Origin of the sequence: Gracilibacillus halotolerans (genome assembly GCF_014206945.1) — a bacterium.
Classification (GTDB): domain Bacteria; phylum Bacillota; class Bacilli; order Bacillales; family Amphibacillaceae; genus Gracilibacillus; species Gracilibacillus halotolerans.
Map to the genome: position 1 here is coordinate 311,023 of NZ_JACHON010000002.1, position 22,851 is coordinate 333,873.

24 protein-coding genes are annotated in these 22,851 nt (G+C 36.4%); 23 read left to right on the forward strand and 1 reads right to left on the reverse strand.

Going from position 1 to position 22,851, the window contains the following annotated elements; genetic code table 11:
• Positions 1–19: 19 nt before the first annotated feature.
• The 15 genes from flgK (at position 20) to GGQ92_RS05355 (ending at position 13,354) form a co-directional block, all read left to right on the forward strand.
• Complete coding sequence (gene flgK / locus GGQ92_RS05285; protein WP_184245340.1) at positions 20–1,729, forward strand: flagellar hook-associated protein FlgK; 1,710 nt, start codon at positions 20–22, stop codon at positions 1,727–1,729.
• Positions 1,730–1,735: 6 nt separating this feature from the next.
• Complete coding sequence (gene flgL / locus GGQ92_RS05290; protein ID WP_184245342.1) at positions 1,736–2,632, forward strand: flagellar hook-associated protein FlgL; 897 nt, start codon at positions 1,736–1,738, stop codon at positions 2,630–2,632.
• Between the two features lie 62 nt (positions 2,633–2,694).
• Positions 2,695–3,285 (forward strand): DUF6470 family protein, encoded by a 591-nt coding sequence (locus tag GGQ92_RS05295; RefSeq protein ID WP_184245344.1) that lies wholly within the window; start codon positions 2,695–2,697, stop codon positions 3,283–3,285.
• Between the two features lie 13 nt (positions 3,286–3,298).
• On the forward strand, positions 3,299–3,748 hold the full coding sequence (gene fliW, locus GGQ92_RS05300; protein WP_184245345.1) for a flagellar assembly protein FliW: 450 nt from the start codon (positions 3,299–3,301) through the stop codon (positions 3,746–3,748).
• Positions 3,748–3,978, forward strand: coding sequence for a carbon storage regulator CsrA (gene csrA / locus GGQ92_RS05305; protein ID WP_184245347.1), 231 nt, complete (start codon positions 3,748–3,750; stop codon positions 3,976–3,978). Before fliW ends, csrA begins: the two co-directional genes overlap by 1 nt.
• 120 nt (positions 3,979–4,098) lie before the next feature.
• Positions 4,099–5,067 (forward strand): flagellin Hag, encoded by a 969-nt coding sequence (gene hag / locus GGQ92_RS05310; RefSeq protein WP_184245348.1) that lies wholly within the window; start codon positions 4,099–4,101, stop codon positions 5,065–5,067.
• 69 nt (positions 5,068–5,136) lie between these two features.
• On the forward strand, positions 5,137–6,108 hold the full coding sequence (hag, locus tag GGQ92_RS05315; protein ID WP_184245350.1) for a flagellin Hag: 972 nt from the start codon (positions 5,137–5,139) through the stop codon (positions 6,106–6,108).
• A gap of 118 nt (positions 6,109–6,226) precedes the next feature.
• On the forward strand, positions 6,227–6,832 hold the full coding sequence (locus GGQ92_RS05320) for a DUF8042 domain-containing protein (protein WP_184245352.1): 606 nt from the start codon (positions 6,227–6,229) through the stop codon (positions 6,830–6,832).
• On the forward strand, positions 6,822–8,639 hold the full coding sequence (locus tag GGQ92_RS05325; RefSeq protein WP_184245354.1) for a motility associated factor glycosyltransferase family protein: 1,818 nt from the start codon (positions 6,822–6,824) through the stop codon (positions 8,637–8,639). The genes GGQ92_RS05320 and GGQ92_RS05325 overlap by 11 nt, the downstream gene beginning before the upstream one ends.
• 30 nt (positions 8,640–8,669) lie before the next feature.
• Positions 8,670–9,497, forward strand: a complete 828-nt coding sequence (gene kdsA, locus GGQ92_RS05330; RefSeq protein ID WP_221437238.1) for a 3-deoxy-8-phosphooctulonate synthase — start codon at positions 8,670–8,672, stop codon at positions 9,495–9,497.
• Positions 9,498–9,511: 14 nt separating this feature from the next.
• Positions 9,512–10,501, forward strand: a complete 990-nt coding sequence (locus GGQ92_RS05335) for a KpsF/GutQ family sugar-phosphate isomerase (RefSeq protein ID WP_184245358.1) — start codon at positions 9,512–9,514, stop codon at positions 10,499–10,501.
• A complete protein-coding gene (locus GGQ92_RS05340; RefSeq protein WP_184245360.1) occupies positions 10,502–10,981 on the forward strand; it encodes a KdsC family phosphatase in 480 nt (159 codons plus the stop codon).
• Positions 10,982–11,000: 19 nt separating this feature from the next.
• Complete coding sequence (locus tag GGQ92_RS05345) at positions 11,001–12,296, forward strand: RraA family protein (protein ID WP_184245362.1); 1,296 nt, start codon at positions 11,001–11,003, stop codon at positions 12,294–12,296.
• A 19-nt stretch (positions 12,297–12,315) separates the two neighbouring features.
• Positions 12,316–12,480 (forward strand): YjfB family protein, encoded by a 165-nt coding sequence (locus GGQ92_RS05350; RefSeq protein WP_343068765.1) that lies wholly within the window; start codon positions 12,316–12,318, stop codon positions 12,478–12,480.
• 109 nt (positions 12,481–12,589) lie between these two features.
• Complete coding sequence (locus tag GGQ92_RS05355; RefSeq protein ID WP_184245364.1) at positions 12,590–13,354, forward strand: hypothetical protein; 765 nt, start codon at positions 12,590–12,592, stop codon at positions 13,352–13,354.
• A 69-nt stretch (positions 13,355–13,423) separates the two neighbouring features.
• Here GGQ92_RS05355 and GGQ92_RS05360 read toward each other — a convergent pair whose 3' ends face one another.
• Positions 13,424–14,485 (reverse strand): NAD(P)/FAD-dependent oxidoreductase, encoded by a 1,062-nt coding sequence (locus GGQ92_RS05360; RefSeq protein WP_184245366.1) that lies wholly within the window; start codon positions 14,483–14,485, stop codon positions 13,424–13,426.
• Between the two features lie 219 nt (positions 14,486–14,704).
• Between GGQ92_RS05360 and GGQ92_RS05365 the strand changes: the two genes are divergently transcribed.
• The 8 genes from GGQ92_RS05365 (at position 14,705) to hpf (ending at position 22,626) form a co-directional block, all read left to right on the forward strand.
• A complete protein-coding gene (locus GGQ92_RS05365; RefSeq protein WP_184245367.1) occupies positions 14,705–15,673 on the forward strand; it encodes an AAA family ATPase in 969 nt (322 codons plus the stop codon).
• Positions 15,670–16,785 (forward strand): DUF58 domain-containing protein, encoded by a 1,116-nt coding sequence (locus GGQ92_RS05370; protein ID WP_184245369.1) that lies wholly within the window; start codon positions 15,670–15,672, stop codon positions 16,783–16,785. The genes GGQ92_RS05365 and GGQ92_RS05370 overlap by 4 nt, the downstream gene beginning before the upstream one ends.
• The gene (locus GGQ92_RS05375; RefSeq protein ID WP_184245371.1) at positions 16,775–18,091 is read left to right on the forward strand and encodes a hypothetical protein; all 1,317 of its coding nucleotides are present in this window, start codon (positions 16,775–16,777) and stop codon (positions 18,089–18,091) included. The genes GGQ92_RS05370 and GGQ92_RS05375 overlap by 11 nt, the downstream gene beginning before the upstream one ends.
• A 78-nt stretch (positions 18,092–18,169) precedes the next feature.
• Positions 18,170–20,263 (forward strand): flagellar filament capping protein FliD, encoded by a 2,094-nt coding sequence (gene fliD / locus GGQ92_RS05380; RefSeq protein ID WP_184245374.1) that lies wholly within the window; start codon positions 18,170–18,172, stop codon positions 20,261–20,263.
• 79 nt (positions 20,264–20,342) lie between these two features.
• A complete protein-coding gene (gene flaG, locus GGQ92_RS05385; RefSeq protein WP_184245376.1) occupies positions 20,343–20,702 on the forward strand; it encodes a flagellar protein FlaG in 360 nt (119 codons plus the stop codon).
• Positions 20,703–20,734: 32 nt separating this feature from the next.
• Positions 20,735–21,133, forward strand: a complete 399-nt coding sequence (fliS, locus tag GGQ92_RS05390) for a flagellar export chaperone FliS (protein ID WP_184245378.1) — start codon at positions 20,735–20,737, stop codon at positions 21,131–21,133.
• Complete coding sequence (fliT, locus tag GGQ92_RS05395) at positions 21,130–21,501, forward strand: flagellar protein FliT (RefSeq protein ID WP_184245379.1); 372 nt, start codon at positions 21,130–21,132, stop codon at positions 21,499–21,501. Before fliS ends, fliT begins: the two co-directional genes overlap by 4 nt.
• 567 nt (positions 21,502–22,068) lie before the next feature.
• Positions 22,069–22,626 carry a ribosome hibernation-promoting factor, HPF/YfiA family gene (gene hpf, locus GGQ92_RS05400; protein WP_184245381.1) on the forward strand — a complete coding sequence of 186 codons (558 nt, stop codon included), beginning with the start codon at positions 22,069–22,071 and terminating at the stop codon, positions 22,624–22,626.
• Positions 22,627–22,851 lie beyond the last annotated feature (225 nt).

Here is a 22,851-nt window from a genome sequence, read left to right on the forward strand (position 1 = left end):
GTGTTTAGGAGGAAATAACATGACATCTACTTTTCATGGTCTCGAAGTAGCAAAACGTGCGTTGCATACACAGCAATCAGCACTTTATACAACGGGACATAACATAGCAAATGCCAACACAGAAGGATATACAAGACAACGTGTTAACTTTAGTCAAACAGGACCATTCCCTCCTGCTTCTAGAAACCGTCCAGAAATTCCTGGTCAAGTCGGAAGTGGGGTAGAAGCAGGGTCCATTCAACGTGTTCGTGATAGTTTTGTAGATAAACAATATCGACAAGAGAATACGAGTGTTGGTTATTACCAGACAAGAGCGGACATGCTTCAAAAAATGGAGACGATTTTAAATGAGCCTACAGATGTTGGATTGTTAAAATCGATGGACATGTTTTGGCAATCGTTACAAGACTTATCTGTAAACCCAGAGCACGCAAGTACACGTGCGGTTGTTAAAGAGCGTGCGATAGCTCTGGCAGATTCGTTTAATTACTTGCATAAAACATTACAAGACGTACGTGCCAATTTAAGAGATGAAATTGGTGTCGGAAATACGAAGGTTAACTCGTTAATCGATCAAATTAATTCTTTAAACAGCCAAATTGGCAAGATTGAGCCACATGGACTTGTGCCTAACGATTTGTACGATCGTCGTGACACATTAATTGATGAATTGTCTACTTATATGGACATTGAAGTAGATTATCGTGCTAGTAAGGGTATGCCGAGTCCGGTTGCCGAGGGAATTGCAACTATTACATTAAAAACGAATTCAAGTAACGTAAACAACCTGGATGCAAATCAAGATAAAGTGGTTTTAGTGAATGGAGAAGAGGGCGTCGTATTAGGAAGTGCTGATGCTGTTACACACATTTTTACTGACTTTGATAGTGACAACAATTTACGTGCCTTACTTTTTGCTAAGCCAAACGAAGATCAAACAAAAACTACTGAGCAATATGTAAATGAATTAGTATCGAACATTTATGATACTTCTAGTGAAACAGCGTTCATTTATGGAGATAATTTTGACGTAAACGGAAAGCTCCATGCATTAATTGAAGGTGCAGGATACTTAGGTGATGGTTTTGCATACGATGCCGCAGATCCGCTAAACTCATCCGGTGGAACTGCACAAGGTGACTTCAACGAAATGCTTCGTCAATTGGATGACCTAGTATATAACTTTGTGACGGAATTTAATGCAGTTCATCAACAAGGCTATACACTGGAAGTAGATGCAGATGGAGATGGACAAACGGATAGAGGAGGTAACTTCTTCGATCCGGCTGGAGTAACTGCAGATACAATTAAATTATCTGCTGATATCGAAGTCAATGTTGATTTAATTGCAGCTAGTTTATCCGGCGCTTCAGGAGACGGAGAGAACGCTACGAATCTATCAAATGTGTTTACAAAACGTGGTGAACAATTTTTAACTTCCGCAACAGCTACGATTGATCAAAAAACAACAATTAAAAGCTTTTACGAAGCGATGATTGGTGAGATGGGTGTCCGTGCTCAAGAGGCAATGAGAATGGAAGGGAACTCCAATGTGCTACGACAACAAGTAGATGAGATTAGACAATCAATTAGTTCAGTTTCCTTAGATGAGGAAATGACGAACTTAATTAAGTTCCAGCATGCGTACAATGCTGCGGCGCGTAATATGACAGTTATTGATGAGATGTTAGATCGAATTATTAACAATATGGGATTAGTAGGGAGGTAAAAATAGATGAGAGTAACTCAAAGTATGCTTTCCAATAATATGCTTAACAATCTTAGTAGAAACTATCAGAACCTAGGAAAGTATATGAATCAATTATCAACGGGGAAACAAATTAACCGTCCGTCTGATGATCCGGTTATTGCGATGAAGGGTATGAATTATCGTAGTCAAGTAACTCACGTAGAACAATATTCTCGTAACCTTGGTGAAGTTCATAACTGGTTAGATAATACCGATTCGGCTTTAGACAAGGTGCAAATGACACTAGAACGTCTACGTGAACTTGCTGTTCAAGGAGCAAACGGTACGTATGAAGAAGGACAACGTGGAAATATGGCATCTGAAGTTCGCCAAATGGCAGATCACATTGTTGACATTGCAAATACGAAGGTAAATAATAAATTTATTTTTAACGGAACAGCTACAACAGGACGTGACGGTGATCCACCTTATGAAGTGGACGCAGATGGAAACCTTCTACATCCTTTAAATACCGAACGAGTAATGATTGAAGTGTCGGATGGGACGAAAATCAATGTGAATACCCCATCAGACAGTGTATTTAACGCTGACCTATTTAAAGATTTAGTAGATTTTGCTAAAACACTAGAGTCTGGTGATGACGATGAAGCTATTGCAGCATTTATTGATAAAATAGATACACATATTGATAACAATGTGAACGCAAGAGCAGACCTAGGGGCTCGTCAAAACCGAATAGAATTAATTGAAAATCGTATTCTAGACCAAGAAATCGCTGCAAAAGACATGATGTCCAAAAACGAAGATGCAGATATTGAAGAAGTAATCATGAACCTTACTCAGCAAGAGGTAGTTCATCGTGCCGCATTAAGTGCCGGAGCGAGAATTATCCAACCAACTTTACTTGACTTTTTACGTTAAATTAAAAGCCTTGCCTTCTATATAAGGCGAGGCTTTTCTCTTATTATAGGAGGAGATTCATTATGCAAATGCCTCAAATACGTATTCAATCACAGCCTGCCTTAATTGGAATACGCACCAATGATGCGCAACTACGGATTGATTCAGGTCCAGCTAAACTATCTATTCAACAGCCAAAAGCAGACCTTCAAATTTCGACCAAACAAGGTCGGTTGACGATTGACCAAACAAAGGCTTTGGCAGATGTAGGAATCATTCCAACACGTGAATCTGTAGAAAAAAATGCTGCAGAATCATTACAAAAAGCAATGGAAGGTTCAAAAAAGCGTCGTCATCAGGGGGATATGATGATGAAAATCGAACATGGTGGTAATCCTATACCGAAGATAGCCGAACAAAATGGTCATCGTCCTATGAAGTCTTTTAATATTGGTTGGATTCCATCGCTTGATGCGGTAAAATTCCATTATGAGCCAGCAGAAGTTCATATTAATGCAAAAGCAAATAAACCAATTATTCTTAGTGAGCAAACTAGAAATCAATTTCATTACCAAGCTGGGTCTGTAGAAACATACTTACGCCAACAAAATGAATTAAATATCGACTTTGAGAATCTTTATTTTAAAGGTTACCAATTCGAAATGAAACTATAAGAAGGGTGAAATAATGAGAATACAAACAAGATATTTTGGTGAAGTGGAAGTGAAGGAAGAGGATGTACTCTCTTTTTCGCAAGGATTACCCGGTTTTCCAGAGGAAAATAAATTTTCGCTTCTTGCATTAGAGGAAAATGGGCTGTTCCAAGTATTACAATCGGTAAATAATATCGACCCAGCTTTTGTAGTAGTTGATCCATTTTTATTTGTAAAAGATTATGAATTTAAATTAGATGATAAAACGAAGGAACAGTTAAAGCTTCATAACGATGAAGCAGAATTAGAAGTAAAAGTTATTGTAACGATGAAAGACTCGATTGCAAAGAGTACTGCTAACTTACAAGCACCGATTATTATTAATATAAAAGAAAGACTAGCAAAACAATATATTACGAACTCTGACTATACACCACGTGAGTTAATTTTTAAAGATTCCTCAATTGCAAAGGAGGAAGTGTAATGCTAGTTCTTACTAGAAAAATCAATCAGTCGATCCATATTGGTGATGATATTGAAATTAAAGTTATTCAAATTGACGGTGACCAAGTTAAGATTGGTATCGATGCACCAAAAAATGTGGAGATTCATCGATCAGAGATTTATATTGCGATTCAAGAGGAAAACAGTGAGGCCGCAACAGCATCTAATCAAATACTAAATCTTTTTAAAAAAGATACTAAAAAAGATTAAACTTCTATCTAAACTTGCCGATATAATATTTGAAGCTGATTCAAGAACGACGGCCGCGTTCACGAATTAGCAAAACCACAAGGATGTGGAGAAAACAAACATTCAAGGAGGAAATGAATTATGATTATCAACAACAACATTCCTGCGTTGAACACTTTCCGTCAACTAGGAGTAAACCAAGGTGCAATGCAAAAATCTATGGAGAAGCTTTCTTCAGGACTTCGTATCAACCGTGCTGGTGATGACGCAGCAGGACTAGCAATTTCTGAAAAAATGCGTGCTCAAATCAAAGGTTTAGATCAAGCAAGCCGTAACTCTCAAGACGGTATTTCTATGATCCAAACTGCTGAAGGTGCGTTATCAGAAACTCATTCTATCCTACAAAGAATGCGTGAACTTGCTACACAAGCAGCAAACGATACAAACGTCGAAACAGATCGTAACGAAATCCAAAAAGAAATTAACGAATTAACTTCAGAAATCAACCGTATTGCAAATACAACTCAATTTAACACACAGGATATGTTAAATGCTACGACAAGTGGATCAGGTGGAGGAGCTTCTGCTTTTTCAGCTACATTCCAAGTTGGAGCAAACAACGGCCAAAGCATGACAATTAGTATCCAGAACATGACAGCAGAAGCTTTAGGTGTTGCAGGTTCTACTAGTGGCGCTCATTCAGCAGGTGCGTCTGTTACTGCATTAATTAATGGAACAGATGTTTCTGGAGCTGAGTTTGTTTCTAGTGGTGTAACAGATGGTACAAGTAACACATCTGAAGCTGGCGCATTGGACGTAAGCGATCATACAAAAGCAGCAGCTGCAATTGAAGTAATCAACGATGCGATTGAAACAGTATCTGCACAGCGTTCTAACCTTGGTGCATACCAAAACCGTTTAGAGCATACTATTTCAAACTTAGACAACTCAGCTGAAAACCTATCTGCAGCAGAATCTCGTATTCGTGACGTAGATATGGCGAAAGAAATGATGGAGATGACTCGTGCAAATATTCTTTCTCAAGCATCTCAATCTATGCTTGCTCAAGCTAACCAACAGCCACAATCAGTACTTCAATTATTAGGTTAATAATTTTTAATAATTTATTTACAAAAATTCACATGGATGTGAATTAACTATTCAAGGAGGAAATTAATTATGATTATCAACAACAATATTCCTGCGTTGAACACTTTCCGTCAACTAGGAGTAAACCAAGGCGCAATGCAAAAATCTATGGAGAAGCTTTCTTCAGGACTTCGTATCAACCGTGCTGGAGATGACGCAGCAGGTCTAGCAATTTCTGAAAAAATGCGTGCTCAAATCAAAGGTTTAGATCAAGCAAGCCGTAACTCTCAAGACGGTATTTCTATGATCCAAACTGCTGAAGGTGCGTTATCAGAAACTCATTCTATCCTACAAAGAATGCGTGAACTTGCTACACAAGCAGCAAACGATACAAACGTTGAAACAGATCGTAACGAAATCCAAAAAGAAATTAACGAATTAACTTCAGAAATCAACCGTATTGCAAATACAACTCAATTTAACACACAGGATATGTTAAATGCTACGACAAGTGGATCAGGTGGAGGAGCTTCTGCTTTTTCAGCTACATTCCAAGTTGGAGCAAACAACGGCCAAAGCATGACAATTAGTATCCAGAACATGACAGCAGAAGCTTTAGGTGTTGCAGGAACGGCAAGTGGTAATCACTCAGCAGGTTCTTCTGTATCTACATTAATTAGTGGTTCTGGTATTGCAAACGCAAAATTTGCGGCTACAAATGGAGTAACAAATGGTACAAACAATAGTGGTACACACGCAGCATTGGATGTAAGCAGTCATGAGTCTGCTGCAGCTGCAATTGAAGTTATCAACGATGCGATTGAAACAGTTTCTGCTCAGCGTTCTAACCTTGGTGCATACCAAAATCGTTTAGAGCATACTATTTCAAACCTAGACAACTCAGCTGAAAACCTATCTGCAGCAGAATCTCGTATTCGTGACGTAGATATGGCGAAAGAAATGATGGAGATGACTCGTGCAAATATTCTTTCTCAAGCATCTCAATCTATGCTTGCTCAAGCTAACCAACAGCCACAATCTGTACTTCAATTATTAGGATAATTGAGCATATATTAAAAAGGTTCTGGATTTTTCCAGAACCTTTTTTTTGGCATTGATTGAAAAATATCAAATCTTGTCGATATAATATATAGAACAAACCTAAATGGAGGAAGATGAATTGAAAATAATTCTAAATGATAATGAAACAGCAGTCGAAGTTAATCCTTCTAGTACAGAAGAAATAATAAAATATATATTTCAACTAAAAGATGAAGATAAAATGATAAGTCATGTTACGATAGATGGCCAAGCCGTTTACACCAATTTGGACGAATATCTAGAGGATAAGGTCAATCAAATTGAAATGATTCAGGTGATAACAAGATCTCAGAAAGAGTTTATTAACGAGACTTTAGTTACAGCTGAGGAGTATCTAACAAACGCTATTCCAGAATTAACAAATCTAGTAGAAGCATTTTATCAAAACGCTACTCAGGGAGATTGGGATACATTTCGTGACTTTACAGAGGGATTAAAGTGGCTCACTGACATGATTGCAAATATAGATCACCTAAAAAATAGACCAAGTAATTGGGAAGGTTACGTAGAAGCATATAGGACTATTGAAGAGCACATACAAAGCCTAGCAGAAGCTATGGAAAATAAAGATGAAACTCTAATTGCAGATATCATTAATTATGAAATCCTGCCTTTGTATAAATCCATCAAGATATTAATTACAAAGACGATTGATACAGAAGGGTGCAGACTAGATGTTAATTGAAAATAGAAATTATTTACGAGTACATGATCGAGAACTGTTATATGAAATTGATAACAATAGTATTGAAGAGGGACAAGTAATTATTGAACCTTCAAAGGCTGGTGCACCAACCTTAAAAGTAACTGTTGAGAACACAGTAAAATACATGCATAGCAAATATGACCCAGAGGTAGAAGCTGAACGGTTTATTAATAAATTTGAATTGAAACAAGATACAAAGCATATATTTTTAGTTGGTTTTGGGCTTGGTTACCATATCAAATACTTAAAAGAAAAATATCCGTACCTAAGTTTCACTATTTATGAGCCGGAATTTGAAGTGCTTGTAAAAATGTTAGAAACGGTGAAAGTTAATAAGTTATTCAATGGAATAAATGTCCAAATTATTAGAAAAGATAGCTTGCGAATTAGGACAGCTATGTTATACGAAAATTACGGGGATAAAATACAAATATTGACTCTTCCGTTTTACGAAAGATATTATAGTTTAGAATTGCAAGGATTGTATGAAATATTATTGAACAATTTAAAAGAGAAAAAAGGTTCCCTAGTTCTAGGTTTAACCTATCAAAAAAGGTGGACTCTTAACGCAATCAAAAATTTTCCAACTATTATAAAAACTCCTAATATTCTTCATGATATAGATCATTCTCAATTTCAAGATAAACCAGCAATTATTGTTGCAGCTGGACCTAGCTTAAATGAAGAATTTGAGAATTTAAGATATATTAAAGACCATGGTTTGGCATATATCTTTTCCGTTGGCTCTGCGGTTAACTCATTAATTGATAAGAATATTTACCCTGATGCGACGCTTTCATTTGATCCTAAAAAAGAGAATGCTCAAATCCTTCAAAAGATAAAGGATAAACGAATTGATAATATACCATTAATATTTGGTAGTACCGTAGGATTTGAAACATTGTACGATTATGCTGGACCTATGTTATACATGGTTACGAGTCAAGATACAATTACACCACGATTACTACCAGATGGTGAAAAGATAAGAATAGTTGCTGATGCATCTTCAATTGCTCTTGTTACTTACCAGTTATTAGTCAACATAGGTTTTAAAACTATCTATTTAGTTGGGCAAAACCTTGCCTTTAAGAATAAAAGTAGATATGCTGAGGGTATTAAGAACTATAACTCAGATAAAGCTGACGAAGATAAATTATTTCCTATAAAAGGTGTTCATGGTGAAGAGGTATATACGGATGATAATTATGACCGAATGCGAAAACAATTCGAAAATTATATTGAGGTTACTACACCTCTAGGTATAAAGGTATATAATACCACTAAAAACGGCGCAGCAATAAAGGGAGCACCATTTATAACATTGGAAAAAGTAATAAAAAATCATTTAAAATCAACTAATTTAGTAATGGATAAATGGTTTGAGGGTAGCCCAAGTTATGATGTGCAATTAGTAATTCAAGAAGTCGAGAAGCTTGCACTAGCAAAAGATACCTTAGCGGACTTGTTAACGGATCTAAATATTTTCTTGAATAAAATTATAACATCAGGTAGAAACACACAAATTGAGCGTCAATTTGCCAATTTCGACAAAAGGTTCAAAAAGGTTAGACGAAATGCCTTTTATTTGGCTTTTATTGCACCAATGATACGAGTACAAACAGAAAAGTTAGTGAAAATATCTAAAGATATTAAAACTGAATCTGATCAAACTAAGAAAAAAGAATTATTTGAGAAGTCATTTGGGGATTTTCTTCTACAAATAACAGAATTAAATGATGAGTTGGAAATTCATTTTAACGAATTACAGGAAAATATCAAATAGACACAACAAATTTTTATGGTGGTGCATACGATGAATCAAATCAATATTGGTCATATTACTATTAAAGACGATTCACCCTTCTTCTTAATAGCTGGTCCATGCTCTATAGAATCAGAGGAGCTTGTTATGAACGTTGCTTCAACGATTAAGGAAATTACGAGTGATCTAGAAATTCCATTTATCTTTAAAGCGTCATTTGATAAGGCAAACAGAACATCGATACATTCATATAGAGGCCCAGGTATAGACGAAGGCTTAAGAATCTTACAGAAGGTTAAAGATGAATTAGACCTACCTGTCATTACAGACATTCATCTCCCTGAACAAGCTGCAAAAGTTGCAGAAGTAGCTGACGTTATACAAATTCCAGCATTTTTATGTCGACAAACGGACTTACTAATAGCTGCGGCACAGACGGGAAAACCTCTAAATATAAAAAAAGCTCAATTTATGGCTCCATGGGATATGGAAAATGTTTTAAAGAAATGTATAGATTCAGGAAATGATCAAGTAATGTTATGTGAAAGAGGTACATCATTTGGTTATAACAACCTTGTAGTGGATATGCCAGGTATTATAGAAATGAAAAAATTTGGACAACCAATTGTCTTTGATGCAACACATAGTGTACAAAAGCCTGGTGGAAAAGGAGATGCTACAGGTGGGAATCGTGAATATGTGGAATATTTGGCAAGAGCAGCTGTCGCTATAGGAATAGATGGTTTATTTATGGAAGTTCATCCGGACCCCGATAGTGCTCTTTCTGATGGACCTAATATGGTGCCTTTAGATAAACTTGAAGATATACTAGTTACGCTAAAAACAATTGATGATACCGTGAAAGGCAATGCAAACTAGAAAGGAATGCTTTTATGAGTATTCACTCAACAAATATACTAAAAGAAGCCAAGAGTGTTTTCGATAAGGAAATAGAATCACTTGAAACTGTACGAGAAATTCTAGACGACAATTTCGAAAGTCTAGTTGAACTTATTCATCAATCAAATGGTAGAGTAATCGTTACAGGAATGGGTAAAGCAGGTCATATTGGCAGAAAAATTGCAGCAACAATGTCCAGCTTAGGGACAGTAGCCTATTTTGTTCATCCTGCAGAAGGACTCCATGGAGATTTAGGTGGTATTACGAATGACGACATCGTTATAGCACTTAGTAAAAGTGGAGAGTCAGATGAAGTAATTGGACTAATTCCTTCAATTAAGCAAATAGGCGCCACATTAATAAGCGTTACATGCAAGGATAGCTCCTCTTTATCAGATAATGCTGACTTAAAAATAGTTTTACCGATAAAACAGGAGGCATGCACTCATCAACTAGCGCCTACTACTAGTACTACAGTAATGTTGGTTTTCGGAGATGCCTTAGCAGTTGTTTTATCCAAACTTAATAATTTTAAACCAGAAGACTTTGCAATATTTCATCCAAGTGGATCATTAGGAAAGAGATTATTATTGCGTGTTAGTTCATTAATGGCAGAAGGTGAAAATAATCCAGTAGTAAATGCGAGTGCTGATTTAAAAGAAACTATTATGATTATGAGTTCTAGAGGGCTAGGCGGAGTATCAGTAATAAATGACTCAGGAGAACTCGTCGGTTTGGTAACAGATGGTGATTTGCGTAGAACAATTGAACAAAAAAATGATACAGATATATTGAAATTAGAAGCATCGGAGATAATGACTAAGAACCCGACTTATATAAATGAAAATGAGAAAGCTGTAAAGGCTTTAGAAATAATGCAAAGTAAAGATAGACAAATAAGTATTCTACCAGTCGTAAATAAACAAAAGAAAGTGGTTGGAATGCTTCGAATTCATGAAGTAATTAGAGCGGGGATAGTATAAATGCGGGAAAAAGCAAAGAAAATAAAGGCCTTTATAATGGACGTAGATGGAACATTGACAGATGGAAAAATATATATCGGTGATAAGGGTGAAGTATTTAAAGCATTTAATGTGAAAGATGGTTACGGAATAAAAATGCTTATTGAGAATGGAATCACACCAATTATTATAACCGGTAGAAACTCGGAAATAGTAAAAAAACGAGCGGAAGAATTAAATATAAAGGAAGTATATCAAGGGATTGATAATAAAGTAGAGACATACGAGCAAATAAAGTTAAATCTTGGGTTAAAAGATGAGGAGTTTGCTTTTGTAGGTGATGACCTTAACGATTATGCTCTTATGGAAAAAGTGGGACTTAAACTTGTTGTTAATAATTGTTCGGAAGAATTAGTGAAAATCGCAGATTATCAATCCTCCCTAAATGGGGGCGAAGGTGCCGTTAGAGATGTAATCAATAGGTTATTAACTGCTAAATAGAAGGAATGGAGTGTGACTAATGAAAGTGGTCGCTTTTTTACCTGCAAAGGGAACAAGTAGTCGAATTGAATCAAAAAATATGAAATTGTTAGATGGAAAACCATTATTCCACTATACATTAGAAAAACTTGTTGAATGTGAATTTATAGATGAAGTTTATTTAGATTCTGAATCAGAAGAAATTTTTGAATCTGCTTCCGAAATAGATTCTAATCAATTAAGAAGAGATCCTAAGCTAGCCGATAATAAGACGGATGGGCATATTTTATTTCATAATGAAGCAAAACAGGTTGATGCAGATATCTATATTCAAATATTATGTACCAGCCCTTTTATCAAAAAGGAAACAATAAAAAAAGGTATTGATATTTTGAAGAATCAACCAGAATACGATTCTGTAGTTTTAGTGAAAAGAGAAAAACAGTATCTTTGGGATGAAAAAGGTCCAAAGTATGATAAAGACTATATTCCGAATAGTGTTGATTTAAAAGATACTATAATAGAAACTATGGGCCTTTATATTACTAGGAAGAATGTAGCGTTAGAAGACAAAAAAAGAATTGGTAACAGTCCATACTTAATGGAAGCAGAACCTATCGAAGCAATTGATGTAAATTATCCGGAAGAATTCGAATTAGCAGAGTACATTATGGCAGGAATAAGAGAAAAAGAGCGAGAAAAGTTTAGAAACCTTTCAAGAGTTTTATCTAGTCCAATGTTGTCAGATATTATGGATGATCTCGGGATTGATGGGTTTATAGGCGGGTTTACACTTAATATTGATGAAAAGAAAGTTATGGGAAGAGCAAAAACTCTTAAGCTTAGAGCTTTAAAAGAAGGTGAGGATTTTAGAGGTATCTACGATGCTTTAAATTCTTATAAAACCATTGTACCTAACGATATTATTGTAGTGGAGAACGAAGTGTCAGATTATGCTTATTTCGGTAACCTGAATGCTAATCTCGCTATTCGCCAAGGAGCAGTTGCAACAATAGTGGGAGGTAAGACAAGAGATACGAGTGAAGTTTCGAAAATGGATTATCCAGTCTTTTCTACAGGTAGAGTAGCTAAAGATGTTCGAAAAAGAGCTACTACTGAAAGTATTAACAAAACAATAAAAATAAAGGATATTACTGTTAGGCCAGGAGATTTGATCTTTGCAGATGCAGAAGGAATCATAGTAATACCAAAGACTCATGAGGCTATAGTGATCGAAAAAGCTTTAGAAGTGCTCGCAACCGAAAATAATATTATATCCGAAATATTACTTGGATATGAAACAAAAGATATTGTAGATAATAATGGAGCTTTCTAAGACAGGAGTATAATAACTTATGGATATTGGATTACTCTCAATCGCAATGAGCCAAGGTAAAGTTCAGCAGCAAGCCTCCATTTCAGTTATAAAACATGCTATGGGAAATGCAGAACAACAAGGTGAAGCGATTCAAAAACTAATTGAATCTACAGATTTACAACACCAGGCGAACCACATCTAGGTGAAAGTATAGATGTAAAATTATAAAAATATATTACATTTAAACTCATAAACAATTTTAATAACTATCCTATAAAGGAAAGTCGCCATAGAGAGAAGGATAGCGTAAATTGGAAATTAATGAAATTATAATACTTTATCAGTTAGTGATTTTCACAATCATCGTTTTCTGTAGTCTGTGGAACAAATATGCGTTTGGTATAGTAGTAGTTGCTACAAGTTTATGGACGGCTACTCATGTGTTTGCTCCGTGGTTGGCTCTTTTACAATACGGAACGATTATAGTGGCAACTATAGTTGGTCTTATACTACTAGCAACTAAGAGAACAATCTTATATGTTTTTAAGGTTTCTGAGAACAGTAGAAAATTTCTTTTGCCTCTTGTACTAATAGTCATAGGAGCTATCGTTGAAGTTGTTTTATTTAATACAGACATCTACTATGAAATACCTTTTTTACCTAGCTTCATTCTCGCAATGGTTTTACTTTCGGCTATCGCAGTGAAAGCCAACTTCATCGTTGGACCTGTGATAGGTTCCTTTGGAGCTCTTATTATCAGTTTGATCAATCAGGAATTGGCTCCAATTATTACATGGAGCATCCTAATCATAGGAGCAGTAATTAGTAGTTTTATTTATCAAATTCTACCTCGGCTTTCGATTAATCGTAATGCATTGAGAATTTTCATAGCTATCAGTTTAACTGAAATTATAACGATTGTTATTTCTTGGTCTTACTCGGAGATTTGGGAGCTAGGAGCTTCATATATTTTTCGGGAAATATTATTAAGTACAGTTCTAACAGTTTTATCATCGTATCTTATAGTCCAATTAGGATATACGATTGTTGCACGACTTAGCAAAACTAAATTATAAAAAACTCTGCATTAGCCTTTATCCAAAGACTTTTGCAGAGATTTTTGATTCCTATGTAAGTCATCTGACTTAGTGACGCTTATTCAACCACAGCACCCCAGACTTAGCTAATCTCGGTAGCAAGCCCGTTACTGGCTTCTGATACATGCTACCAAAACCATCTGTTCGTCCGAGGGATCCCAATTGGCCTTTTAGTTTAATATCTTTTGGTTGACTCGGAACTTTTCCATTTAATAAATCACCTAATACTTGACCAACTTGTTCTCCTTGTTGACCTGCAAGCTGCGCACTTGGTGAATGAGGTGAGGAGACACAGTCACCAACCACATAGACATTCGGGGCTTTTGGAACTTGATAATAACTGTTCACAATTATTTTATCATGACGATCCTTTTCAAATGGTAAGCTCCGAACCAAATAATGAGGTCGAACACCTGCCGTCCAAATGATGACGTCACTTTCAATACCCTCCCCATTATTGTAAAAAATCCCTTCAGCAACTAGTTCTACATTGGAATGGTGAAGAATCGTTACATCGTGCTTTTCGAACCAATCCTCTACATAAGCACGAATTTTTTCGTCGAACGCTGATAAAACAGATGCTCCACGATCTAATAAACATATATTTAAATCAGGTCGACTTTCTCGTATTTCAGAAGCAACCTCGATTCCACTTAATCCAGCACCCACAACGGCTACTTTACTGTAGGCTGGTAAATTGTTTACTTTATGACTCGTTAAGCGGGCACGTTGAATCGTTTGAACACTTTCGGTATACTCCAATGCTCCTTGTACACCATGATAATTATCCTCACAACCAAGGCCGATAATTAAATAGTCATAAGAAATCGTCGTATCTCTTCCTTTGAAGCGAATAAGCTCTTCCTCGGTATTAATTTCGATAACCTCACCATATTCATAGGAGACACGATCATCAGTTGGAAAGTCTATCCTCACTTCTTTATCTGATTTTGTTCCGGCTGCAATCGCATAGAATTCTGTTTTTAAAGAATGATATGGATTTCGATCAATGACAGTAATTTCTACATCTGTAGGTAAATCATGATGTAGTAATTCATGCAGCGCATTCATGCCACCGTAACCGCCACCAAGTACTACAACCCTTTTCATACTAACCCAACCCCTGTCTTCGTATTTCACTTTAAAAATTAAATAGTTCACTTGATAAAACATATCAATTAGTATGTAATCGCTATCCTTAGACTATCAAACTTGTTACAATAAAACTATATAAATTAGGAGAAAAGAAGATGTTCTACTTTTCTGAAAATTTACTATACTAATACCGCAAGAAATGAAAGCGGAAACATATTATTAGGAGGCGTATATATGGAATTAACAGAAATAAGGGATAGAACGAGAAAGATAAAAGAAAACGTGCAACAGGTTGTGGTGGGTCAAGACAAAACACTTGATTTGTTACTCGTTGCATTGATAGCGAACGGACATGTTCTTTTAGAGGATGTACCAGGAACAGGGAAGACGGTTTTGGCAAAGACAATGGCTAAATCGATTGATGGTACGTTTAAACGAATTCAATTTACCCCAGATTTATTACCTTCCGATATAACGGGAATTCATTTTTATAACCAACAAAAAAGTGAGTTTGTCTTCCGTGAAGGGCCTGTGTTTACAAATATTTTGCTTGCTGACGAAATTAACCGCGCGACACCACGAACACAATCCAGTTTATTAGAGAGTATGGAGGAGCGACAAGTAACGATTGACGGTGAAACACATGACCTTCAAGAACCTTTTTTAGTTATAGCCACACAAAATCCAGTCGAAAGTCAAGGTACATTTCCATTGCCGGAAGCGCAGCTTGATCGTTTCCTACTAAAAGTGAAAATGGGATATCCAACAAAGGAAGAGGGAATTGCCATTTTACAACGATTTAAACAGGCGAATCCATTAGAGCAATTAACATCTGTTGTTACGGTAGAAGAAATAGTTGAAATGCAAAAAATTTATAGTGATGTAGAAGTGAGCGAGGATGTTTTATCGTACTTAATGGATGTGATTGAAGCAACTAGAAATCATGATAACATTGCCTTAGGTGTTAGTCCACGTGGAAGTCAAGCACTTTTGCGAGCGGTTCAAGTGTATGCGTTACTACAAGGTCGTACATTTGTAACACCAGATGATATTAAAGATTTAGCGGAACCAGTTTTAGGTCATCGATTAGTAACAAAACAACGAATAGGGTTGAACAATAAAGATGGCTTATCGATTATTGATGAAATTTTAGCAAAGGTTCCTGTTCCAACAGAGAATGAAAAGGATTTGATTCGTCGATGAACATAGCTTGGCTGATTGTTGCCTTACTTATTGTCATTGTTGCGCAAGGAATTATTTATAGTAAATGGGGTCTCCGCCGTATAACCTATCAACGTGACTTCACGCAAAAGACCGTTTTTGAAGGAGAAGCGATTGAAATGGTGGATGAAATTGCGAACTATAAGCTACTCCCAATACCGTGGCTTCGACTGGAGACGAAAATGAGTCCCCATTTAGTCCCGCAAAAAGAAGAAGAACGAGAGGAAGGAGAGGTTTTTCACCGAACGTTGTTTAGCTTTTTTCCTTATCAAAAAATTACGCGACGCCACCAGCTCGTCGGAGGCAAACGAGGGTATTATCCGTTAACAACGGTTGCAGTTACAGTTGGGGACGTATTAGGATACTCAGAAGAATTTGATAGTTTTAATGCTGAGACAGCTGTTACGGTTTATCCTAAAATAACGAATTTGGATGAAATTCCATTGCCATCTCATAGTTGGTTAGGCGATATAACGGTTAGGCGTTGGATTATGGAAGATCCATTTTTGCATGCTGGAGTGCGTGAGTATGAGCAAGGAGATCCATTACATACAGTAAATTGGAAAGCAACAGCTAGAACTCAATCACTACAAGTGAATAAAAAAGATTTTACAGCAGATCATCACTTAATGATTTATGTTAATTTTGATGTTGATGAAGATATTCGTATGCCAATGACGGAATTAGAGACGATGGAAAAAGCTTTGACGTATGCAGCAACGTTAGCGACTTATACAATTGATCAAGGGATTGCTACTGGGTTTGGTTGTAATGGCTATTATGTGGAGCCATTCGTGAATTCAACAGATCGTATTAAACCTTCTGTACGAGTAGAACCATCTGCTAGTGATGGTCAAAAAGAGTTTATATTAGACGCTATTGCAAAAGTGAAAATGGATCGTAGCCGTAACTTTCGTGCTTTCCTAGAGGAAGATATAGAGATGGGACGTGAAGATACAGATATTCTGATTTTTACGTATCAAATGACAGAGAAGGTGGCGCAACAAATTACTAGACTACAAGAACAAGGAAATGACGTAGAAACAGTAATCCTAGCATCTGAGGAGAAGAGAGGCGAACAACATGCAAGCTAACATAAAAGAATTTGCTTGGACCCTTGGAAGAGGTGTTGTAGAAGGCCTCTTATTTTTCCCGATTTTATTAATGATAGGAATCTATACGATAGGACAGCAATCATCTGTCTATTTGTTAGGGATACTTTTTTGTTTGTTTGTAATTGCGTATGTTGTTCGAAAAATGGTCGATGCGAGACGTTTGTTAGCATTCGTTCTTATGGGGATTGTCGTTTTAGCAAGTCTACTTTTAATTGGTGGGATTGTCGGTAAAGTCATTCTTCTATTGCTAGGTGTTGTCGTAGCCTTTCGAGGTATTCAACATGCGGAAAATGAATGGGAAGATATCATGCCTGTCAACATTTTATGGGGTGTGGGAGTTTCTGTTTATTTCGTAACCTATCTAATTTTTCTCTATATGGAGCGATTGTCGGATTATACAAACTGGGTTGGTTATGCGGGATTTGTATATATTGTCATTACGATGCTGATTACGAATCGTAGACATCTAGATAGTGAGGCAAGCTCTGGTAATGAGAAGAAAACTGTATCCTCTCCAATAAAACGGCTAAACTATGCGTTTTTGATCGGCACAATTTTTATCGTTTTCTTATTGACGAATTTTTCTATTGTTCAATCAGCGATTTATCATTTTTTCCGTAGTATTATTCAATCTTTAGCTCGGTTAATGGAACTGTTAGGTGGTGAAGAGTCGTCACAAACACCCCCACCACCGGCTGATCTAACAGCAATGGAGCTGCCAATCGAAGAGGATTTAGAGCCTTCCGCTTTTGCAGCTTTTTTAGATATGTTAGCGATTATTTTTGGAATAATTGTCGCTGTGATTCTTGTGTTATTGGCGTTATCCATCTTTATTAAAAAAGTACGTGACTTTGTTAAACGTGTTTTTCAATGGATATGGAATACAGTGAGGACTATTTTTACAAGAAATACACTGGTAGAGACGGAATCCGAATATAATGATGAAAAAGAAAGCGTGTTTGATTGGAAGAAGTGGCGTAACGAGCGTGGCAACGCAATGAAACAGCGTTGGCAAAGGTTGACTAGGCAAAAGCCAAAATGGGACACCATGCAGCCAGCTGAGCAGGTTCGCTATTTAATCCGTTCCACAATTGGAGACGTGAAGCAGAGAGGGAAATGGCGTTCATCTTTAACGGTTCGAGAACTTTTGAATATTCAAGAAGCTTCGTCTGATGAGTTAAGAGATTGGTATAATCGTGTGCGCTATGGTGATGGGGATTTAACATCCGAAGAAGTGAACCAACTTAGAGTAATCCGTGAAGAACTGTATCAACGAGAAAAATAAATATATTCAAAAAGCTAAAGAAATGCATTTCCATACCGATATAGTTAATAAGAATGTCATAAAAGGGTGTGGAAACACATGAGAATAGCCGGATTTGCAAGTGGTATGGATATCGATACAATGGTTAAAGACTTAATGAATGTAGAGAGAATACCACTACAAAAATTGGAATCAAAAAAGCAAACGCTCGAATGGACGCAAGAGGCATATAGAGGAGTAAACACGCTATTACTAGATTTTGAAAATACACTTTTTAATATGCGATTAGGGTCAACGTTTCGTTCGAGAGAAGTGTCATCTAGTAATGATGAATTTGTTTCGGCAACGGCGAGTAGTGCAGCGAACTTAACTTCTTTTCAAATTTCAAAAGTTTCGCAATTAGCAGAAGCTGCTTATCGAGTAAATGCAAGTGGAATATCTGTAGATGATAGCAATAAGATTGATAAGAATAAAGCTTTATTCCAAGAATCTAGCAAATTAGCGCAGGCTCCAGGAGATGAAATGGTTTGGAATCAAGGTGCAATTAAGAAAGAAAGCTTTGTTCTTGATTCAGATACTAATCAAGTTGAATTTAATAAAGCAGTTAGTGGGGGTTATGAAAATAAGCTTCATGTTCAAGTCAATGGAAAAACGTTCAATATAGCTGAAACAGGTGATAATTTAGCTGCAAACGAAGTATTTATTGACGTTGATGGAAACCTGAACTTTAAAGAGGGAGTACTTAAAAAGGGTGCACGTGTCACAGTAGACTATGTAGCGGATAAATTTGAAGTAACCAGAAATTTAGGTAGTGGAACAAAATCACTTCAACTATCAGCAGGGTCTATTGCTATAGAAGATTTTAGTTTAAAATTAACAGTGGGAGAGGAAGAAAAAAACTATCAGATTGTTCCTGCTTCGGGTGAAGGTACTGTGTATCAACTTTCTGATGGTTTAGGCACAATTGATGTTGCAACTGGCAGAATCAATTTTACAGAGGAATTAGCTGAAGATACTGAAGTTTCTTTAGAGTACAAGCAGAATTTCACCTCTTTCAAAATGGGTGCTCATACTTCGGATGGTAAAGTAGAGAGAAACTTCTTCATTTCAGGAGATAAATCTTTAAATGCAATGGTAGCTGAAGTTAATAGCGCTAATCTGGGTATTTCAATGATGTATGATGAGTTCAGTGATAAAATATCCATTAATCGTACTGAGACAGGAAACTTTAATGATGATGGCGATGAAAATGAAATTATAATCGATGGTGCTTTCCTCAATCACAGTCTTGGATTTAGTAATAGTACAGAAGTGGATGGTAAAAATGCAAAGTTTACAATAAACGGACTAGAAACAGAACGACCATCTAATAGTTTCCAAATTGATGGAGTAACGTTCCAATTAAAACAGACGTTCACAACTGCAAATGAAGAAGCAGTAGATGGTGAACCGCCATTACAGGAAGTGCCTCCTGTTCGGTTATCAGTATCTAATAACACGGATGATGTGTTTGAAAAAATTAAAGATTTTGTTGAAACGTACAATACGTTAATTGATTCCTTAAATAGTAAAGTGAATGAAACGTATTATCGTGATTATGGACCACTTACTGATGAACAAAGAGAACAATTATCTGACAAGCAACAAGAAGACTGGGAAGAAAAAGCGAAGAGTGGGATGCTGCGAAGAGATTCCATTTTACAGGACGCACTTTCCGGTATGCGTCGTGACTTCTATTCTCCAGTTAATAACGAAGCTTCAGGGGTGTTTAACCAGCTTGCCACAATTGGAATTACTACAACGAAGGATTACATGGCTGGTGGTAAGCTAGAAATAAATGAAACAAAACTACGTGAAGCGATTGAAGAAGATCCAGCTGCTGTAGAGAACCTTTTCCGAGGTGATGGAAACAGTTATGGCGAAAAAGGAATTGTTCGTCGTTTAGAGGATACAATTTCAGGTGTGAAGGATCGAATTTATGAGCGTGCTGGTCGAACATCATGGAACGCGACACAATACACGATCGGTCGTAATATGAATGACCTTGATAAACAAATTGAGCGTTTTGAATCACGATTGAAGCAAATTGAAGACCGGTACTGGCGTCAATTTACAGCCATGGAAAAAGCGATGGCTCAAGCGAACCAACAAGCCTCTTATTTAATGCAACAATTTGGTGGAGGCATGCAATAATTTTTCGATGACGTTGCCTATGTAACAATGCAAATGAACGATAAAAACTAAATATGAGAAAGATAGGAGAGGTTTTGCCATGGAAATTGGTAAATCAATGGTCATACCTACTCAGATGCAGACAGAACGAACAAATGACCAACAACCGATAGAAAGAAAACGTAATTTATCACAGGATTCTCCAGGAATCAGTGTAGGTAAAGATGAAGAAATATCAGGCGATACGATAAAAAGAATGGTAGACGGATTAAATTCTTTCCTTAAACCTACTTTTACTAGCATTCGTTATGAATATCATGAAAAGTTAGATCGCTATTATGTTACCGTTGTGGATAAAGATACAGAAGAAACAATCAAGGAAGTTCCACCAAAGAAATTATTAGATATGTACGCGTCGATGGCAGAATTGATGGGACTAATCGTCGACAAGAAAATATAGAAATTCAACCAGCAAAAAGGAGAAGTGTGTTTATGGCTTACCAACCATATCAGGCATATAAAGACAACTCAGTTAATACAGCAACGCCGGGTGAATTGACGTTAATGCTTTACAACGGATGCCTAAGTTTTATTAAGCAAGCTAAAAAAGCGATAGAGACAGAAAATTTTGAGAAGAAAAATGAGTTTATCCAAAAATCTCAAAATATCATCCGAGAACTTATGGTGACACTTGACCAAGACGCACCAATCGCGAAGCAAATGCTACCACTATATGACTTTGCACATCATGCGTTAACACAAGGTAATATCCAAAATGATACGGAACAGCTTACTGCTGCAGAAGATATTATGCGTCAATTCCGTGATACGTGGAAGGATGTAGTGAAGCAAGAGCGAATTCGTCAGCATGGTCAAGGTGTTCGATCATGAGTAATGCAGCACTACAAACGTACATCACGAAAACAGAGGAAATGCTAGATAGGATTTCTGAAGCAGAAGCTCATTCAAAGGATAATGAATCTCGAGATCATGTGATTGAAATCATTTCAAACAAAATAGTGGAACGAGAAGACTTATTAGAAAAAATTAAAGGTCCTTATTCGGATAAGGAAGCGCAATTGGGGAGAAAGGCAGTGGAGTTGGATAAGCAGCTACAATCGAAATTAGCACTTATAACTACTGCAATTCGAGCTGATATGCGTATTGCTAAGAAACAACAACGAACTCATTCTCAATATGCAAACCCATATAATCAAGTAGCGAGTGCAGATGGAATGTATCTCGACTCTAGAAAATAAGAAACTGTCCAATTGTGGGCAGTTTCTTTTTTCATTATTATTCGAGCAGATGTTGGATATGTAGCTGTGAACATTCGATAACTAATCTTCAAAATCGGATTAGTAGAAGTGAACATTAGATAAACGATTTTAATACCGGATAGGACGTTCGTAACATTCGATTAGTAGTCTTGAACATCGGATATAGTGATAAATCTAATGTTCATTCGAGTTATCCCATGTTAGAGGTCGAGAATCTAATGTTCGATCCTGATATCTAATGTTAGAGGATGAGAATCTAATATTCGGTCGTGATATCTAATGTTAGAGGACAAGAATCTAATGTTCAATTTATGCTATCCAATGTTGCCAACAAAAATACACCTTCAAGGAATAACCATTAACAAAAATGGAAAGAGATTATAGTAAAAAAACATGTAAAACCCTATAAAATCCGCTATGTAAAGTTTTTGTTAAAAAGCTGTAAAAGATATTGCCTTTTTGCTCGTTTATTGCTAGGGAACTGTGGTATGATAGTAGTATAAAGCTAACACCATTTAGCTTTATAGTTTGAAGGGAGGCACTTTTATGAAATACAACATTCGTGGTGAAAATGTGGAAGTGACTGGAGCAATCAGAGAGTATGTGGAGCGAAAAATATCCAAGCTCGAAAGATATTTTACTACCCCTCCAACTTCTGATGTTCATGTAAATTTAAGTGTCTATAACGAAGAACAGAGAATCGAAGTTACCATCCCGATGACTAATTTATTACTTAGAGCAGAAGAGCAACACACCGACTTATACGCGGCAATTGATTTGGTCGTAGATAAGTTGGAACGACAAATCCGCAAATACAAAACAAAGGTGAATCGTAAGAATCGTCAACAAGGAGCACCTAAGCACGTATTTGCAGAAATGGAGAAACAACAAGCTGTTGCTGTAGAAGAAAATGATTTAGATGAATTTGAAATTGTAAGAACAAAGCGCTTTAACCTCAAGCCGATGGATTCTGAGGAAGCGATTTTACAAATGGATATGTTAGGCCACCAATTCTTCGTATTTGAGGATGCTGAAAGTGGAAGAACAAATATTGTTTATAAGCGAAGAGATGGAAAATACGGCTTAATCGAGCCAAATTCTTAATATAATTAATGAACAAGTGCCGCATAACTGTGGCACTTGTTTTTGATTAGGAAAACAGCTTCCGAAAAAACCTCCCAATAACATCGCAAAATCTTTAATACAAATCAGATAAAATGCAAATGCAAACTCCATACAAAGCTCGCCTTTTTCGCCTGTTTCTTGTCAGTGAAGGTGTGCTAGTGTTATCATATAGTAAGAAAATCTCATATTTTTATAAAAAAGAGG

Coding starts and splice junctions, on each gene's coding strand:
- kdsA (WP_221437238.1), top strand. CDS start 8,670: ATGAATCAAATCAATATTGGTCATATTACTATTAAAGACGATTCACCC.
- flgK (WP_184245340.1), top strand. CDS start 20: ATGACATCTACTTTTCATGGTCTCGAAGTAGCAAAACGTGCGTTGCAT.
- GGQ92_RS05325 (WP_184245354.1), top strand. CDS start 6,822: ATGTTAATTGAAAATAGAAATTATTTACGAGTACATGATCGAGAACTG.
- GGQ92_RS05350 (WP_343068765.1), top strand. CDS start 12,316: ATGGATATTGGATTACTCTCAATCGCAATGAGCCAAGGTAAAGTTCAG.
- GGQ92_RS05360 (WP_184245366.1), bottom strand. CDS start 14,485: ATGAAAAGGGTTGTAGTACTTGGTGGCGGTTACGGTGGCATGAATGCG.
- GGQ92_RS05365 (WP_184245367.1), top strand. CDS start 14,705: ATGGAATTAACAGAAATAAGGGATAGAACGAGAAAGATAAAAGAAAAC.
- fliT (WP_184245379.1), top strand. CDS start 21,130: ATGAGTAATGCAGCACTACAAACGTACATCACGAAAACAGAGGAAATG.
- GGQ92_RS05340 (WP_184245360.1), top strand. CDS start 10,502: ATGCGGGAAAAAGCAAAGAAAATAAAGGCCTTTATAATGGACGTAGAT.
- fliD (WP_184245374.1), top strand. CDS start 18,170: ATGAGAATAGCCGGATTTGCAAGTGGTATGGATATCGATACAATGGTT.
- hpf (WP_184245381.1), top strand. CDS start 22,069: ATGAAATACAACATTCGTGGTGAAAATGTGGAAGTGACTGGAGCAATC.
- flgL (WP_184245342.1), top strand. CDS start 1,736: ATGAGAGTAACTCAAAGTATGCTTTCCAATAATATGCTTAACAATCTT.
- GGQ92_RS05370 (WP_184245369.1), top strand. CDS start 15,670: ATGAACATAGCTTGGCTGATTGTTGCCTTACTTATTGTCATTGTTGCG.
- hag (WP_184245348.1), top strand. CDS start 4,099: ATGATTATCAACAACAACATTCCTGCGTTGAACACTTTCCGTCAACTA.
- GGQ92_RS05375 (WP_184245371.1), top strand. CDS start 16,775: ATGCAAGCTAACATAAAAGAATTTGCTTGGACCCTTGGAAGAGGTGTT.
- fliS (WP_184245378.1), top strand. CDS start 20,735: ATGGCTTACCAACCATATCAGGCATATAAAGACAACTCAGTTAATACA.
- fliW (WP_184245345.1), top strand. CDS start 3,299: ATGAGAATACAAACAAGATATTTTGGTGAAGTGGAAGTGAAGGAAGAG.
- GGQ92_RS05345 (WP_184245362.1), top strand. CDS start 11,001: ATGAAAGTGGTCGCTTTTTTACCTGCAAAGGGAACAAGTAGTCGAATT.
- GGQ92_RS05295 (WP_184245344.1), top strand. CDS start 2,695: ATGCAAATGCCTCAAATACGTATTCAATCACAGCCTGCCTTAATTGGA.
- csrA (WP_184245347.1), top strand. CDS start 3,748: ATGCTAGTTCTTACTAGAAAAATCAATCAGTCGATCCATATTGGTGAT.
- GGQ92_RS05335 (WP_184245358.1), top strand. CDS start 9,512: ATGAGTATTCACTCAACAAATATACTAAAAGAAGCCAAGAGTGTTTTC.
- hag (WP_184245350.1), top strand. CDS start 5,137: ATGATTATCAACAACAATATTCCTGCGTTGAACACTTTCCGTCAACTA.
- flaG (WP_184245376.1), top strand. CDS start 20,343: ATGGAAATTGGTAAATCAATGGTCATACCTACTCAGATGCAGACAGAA.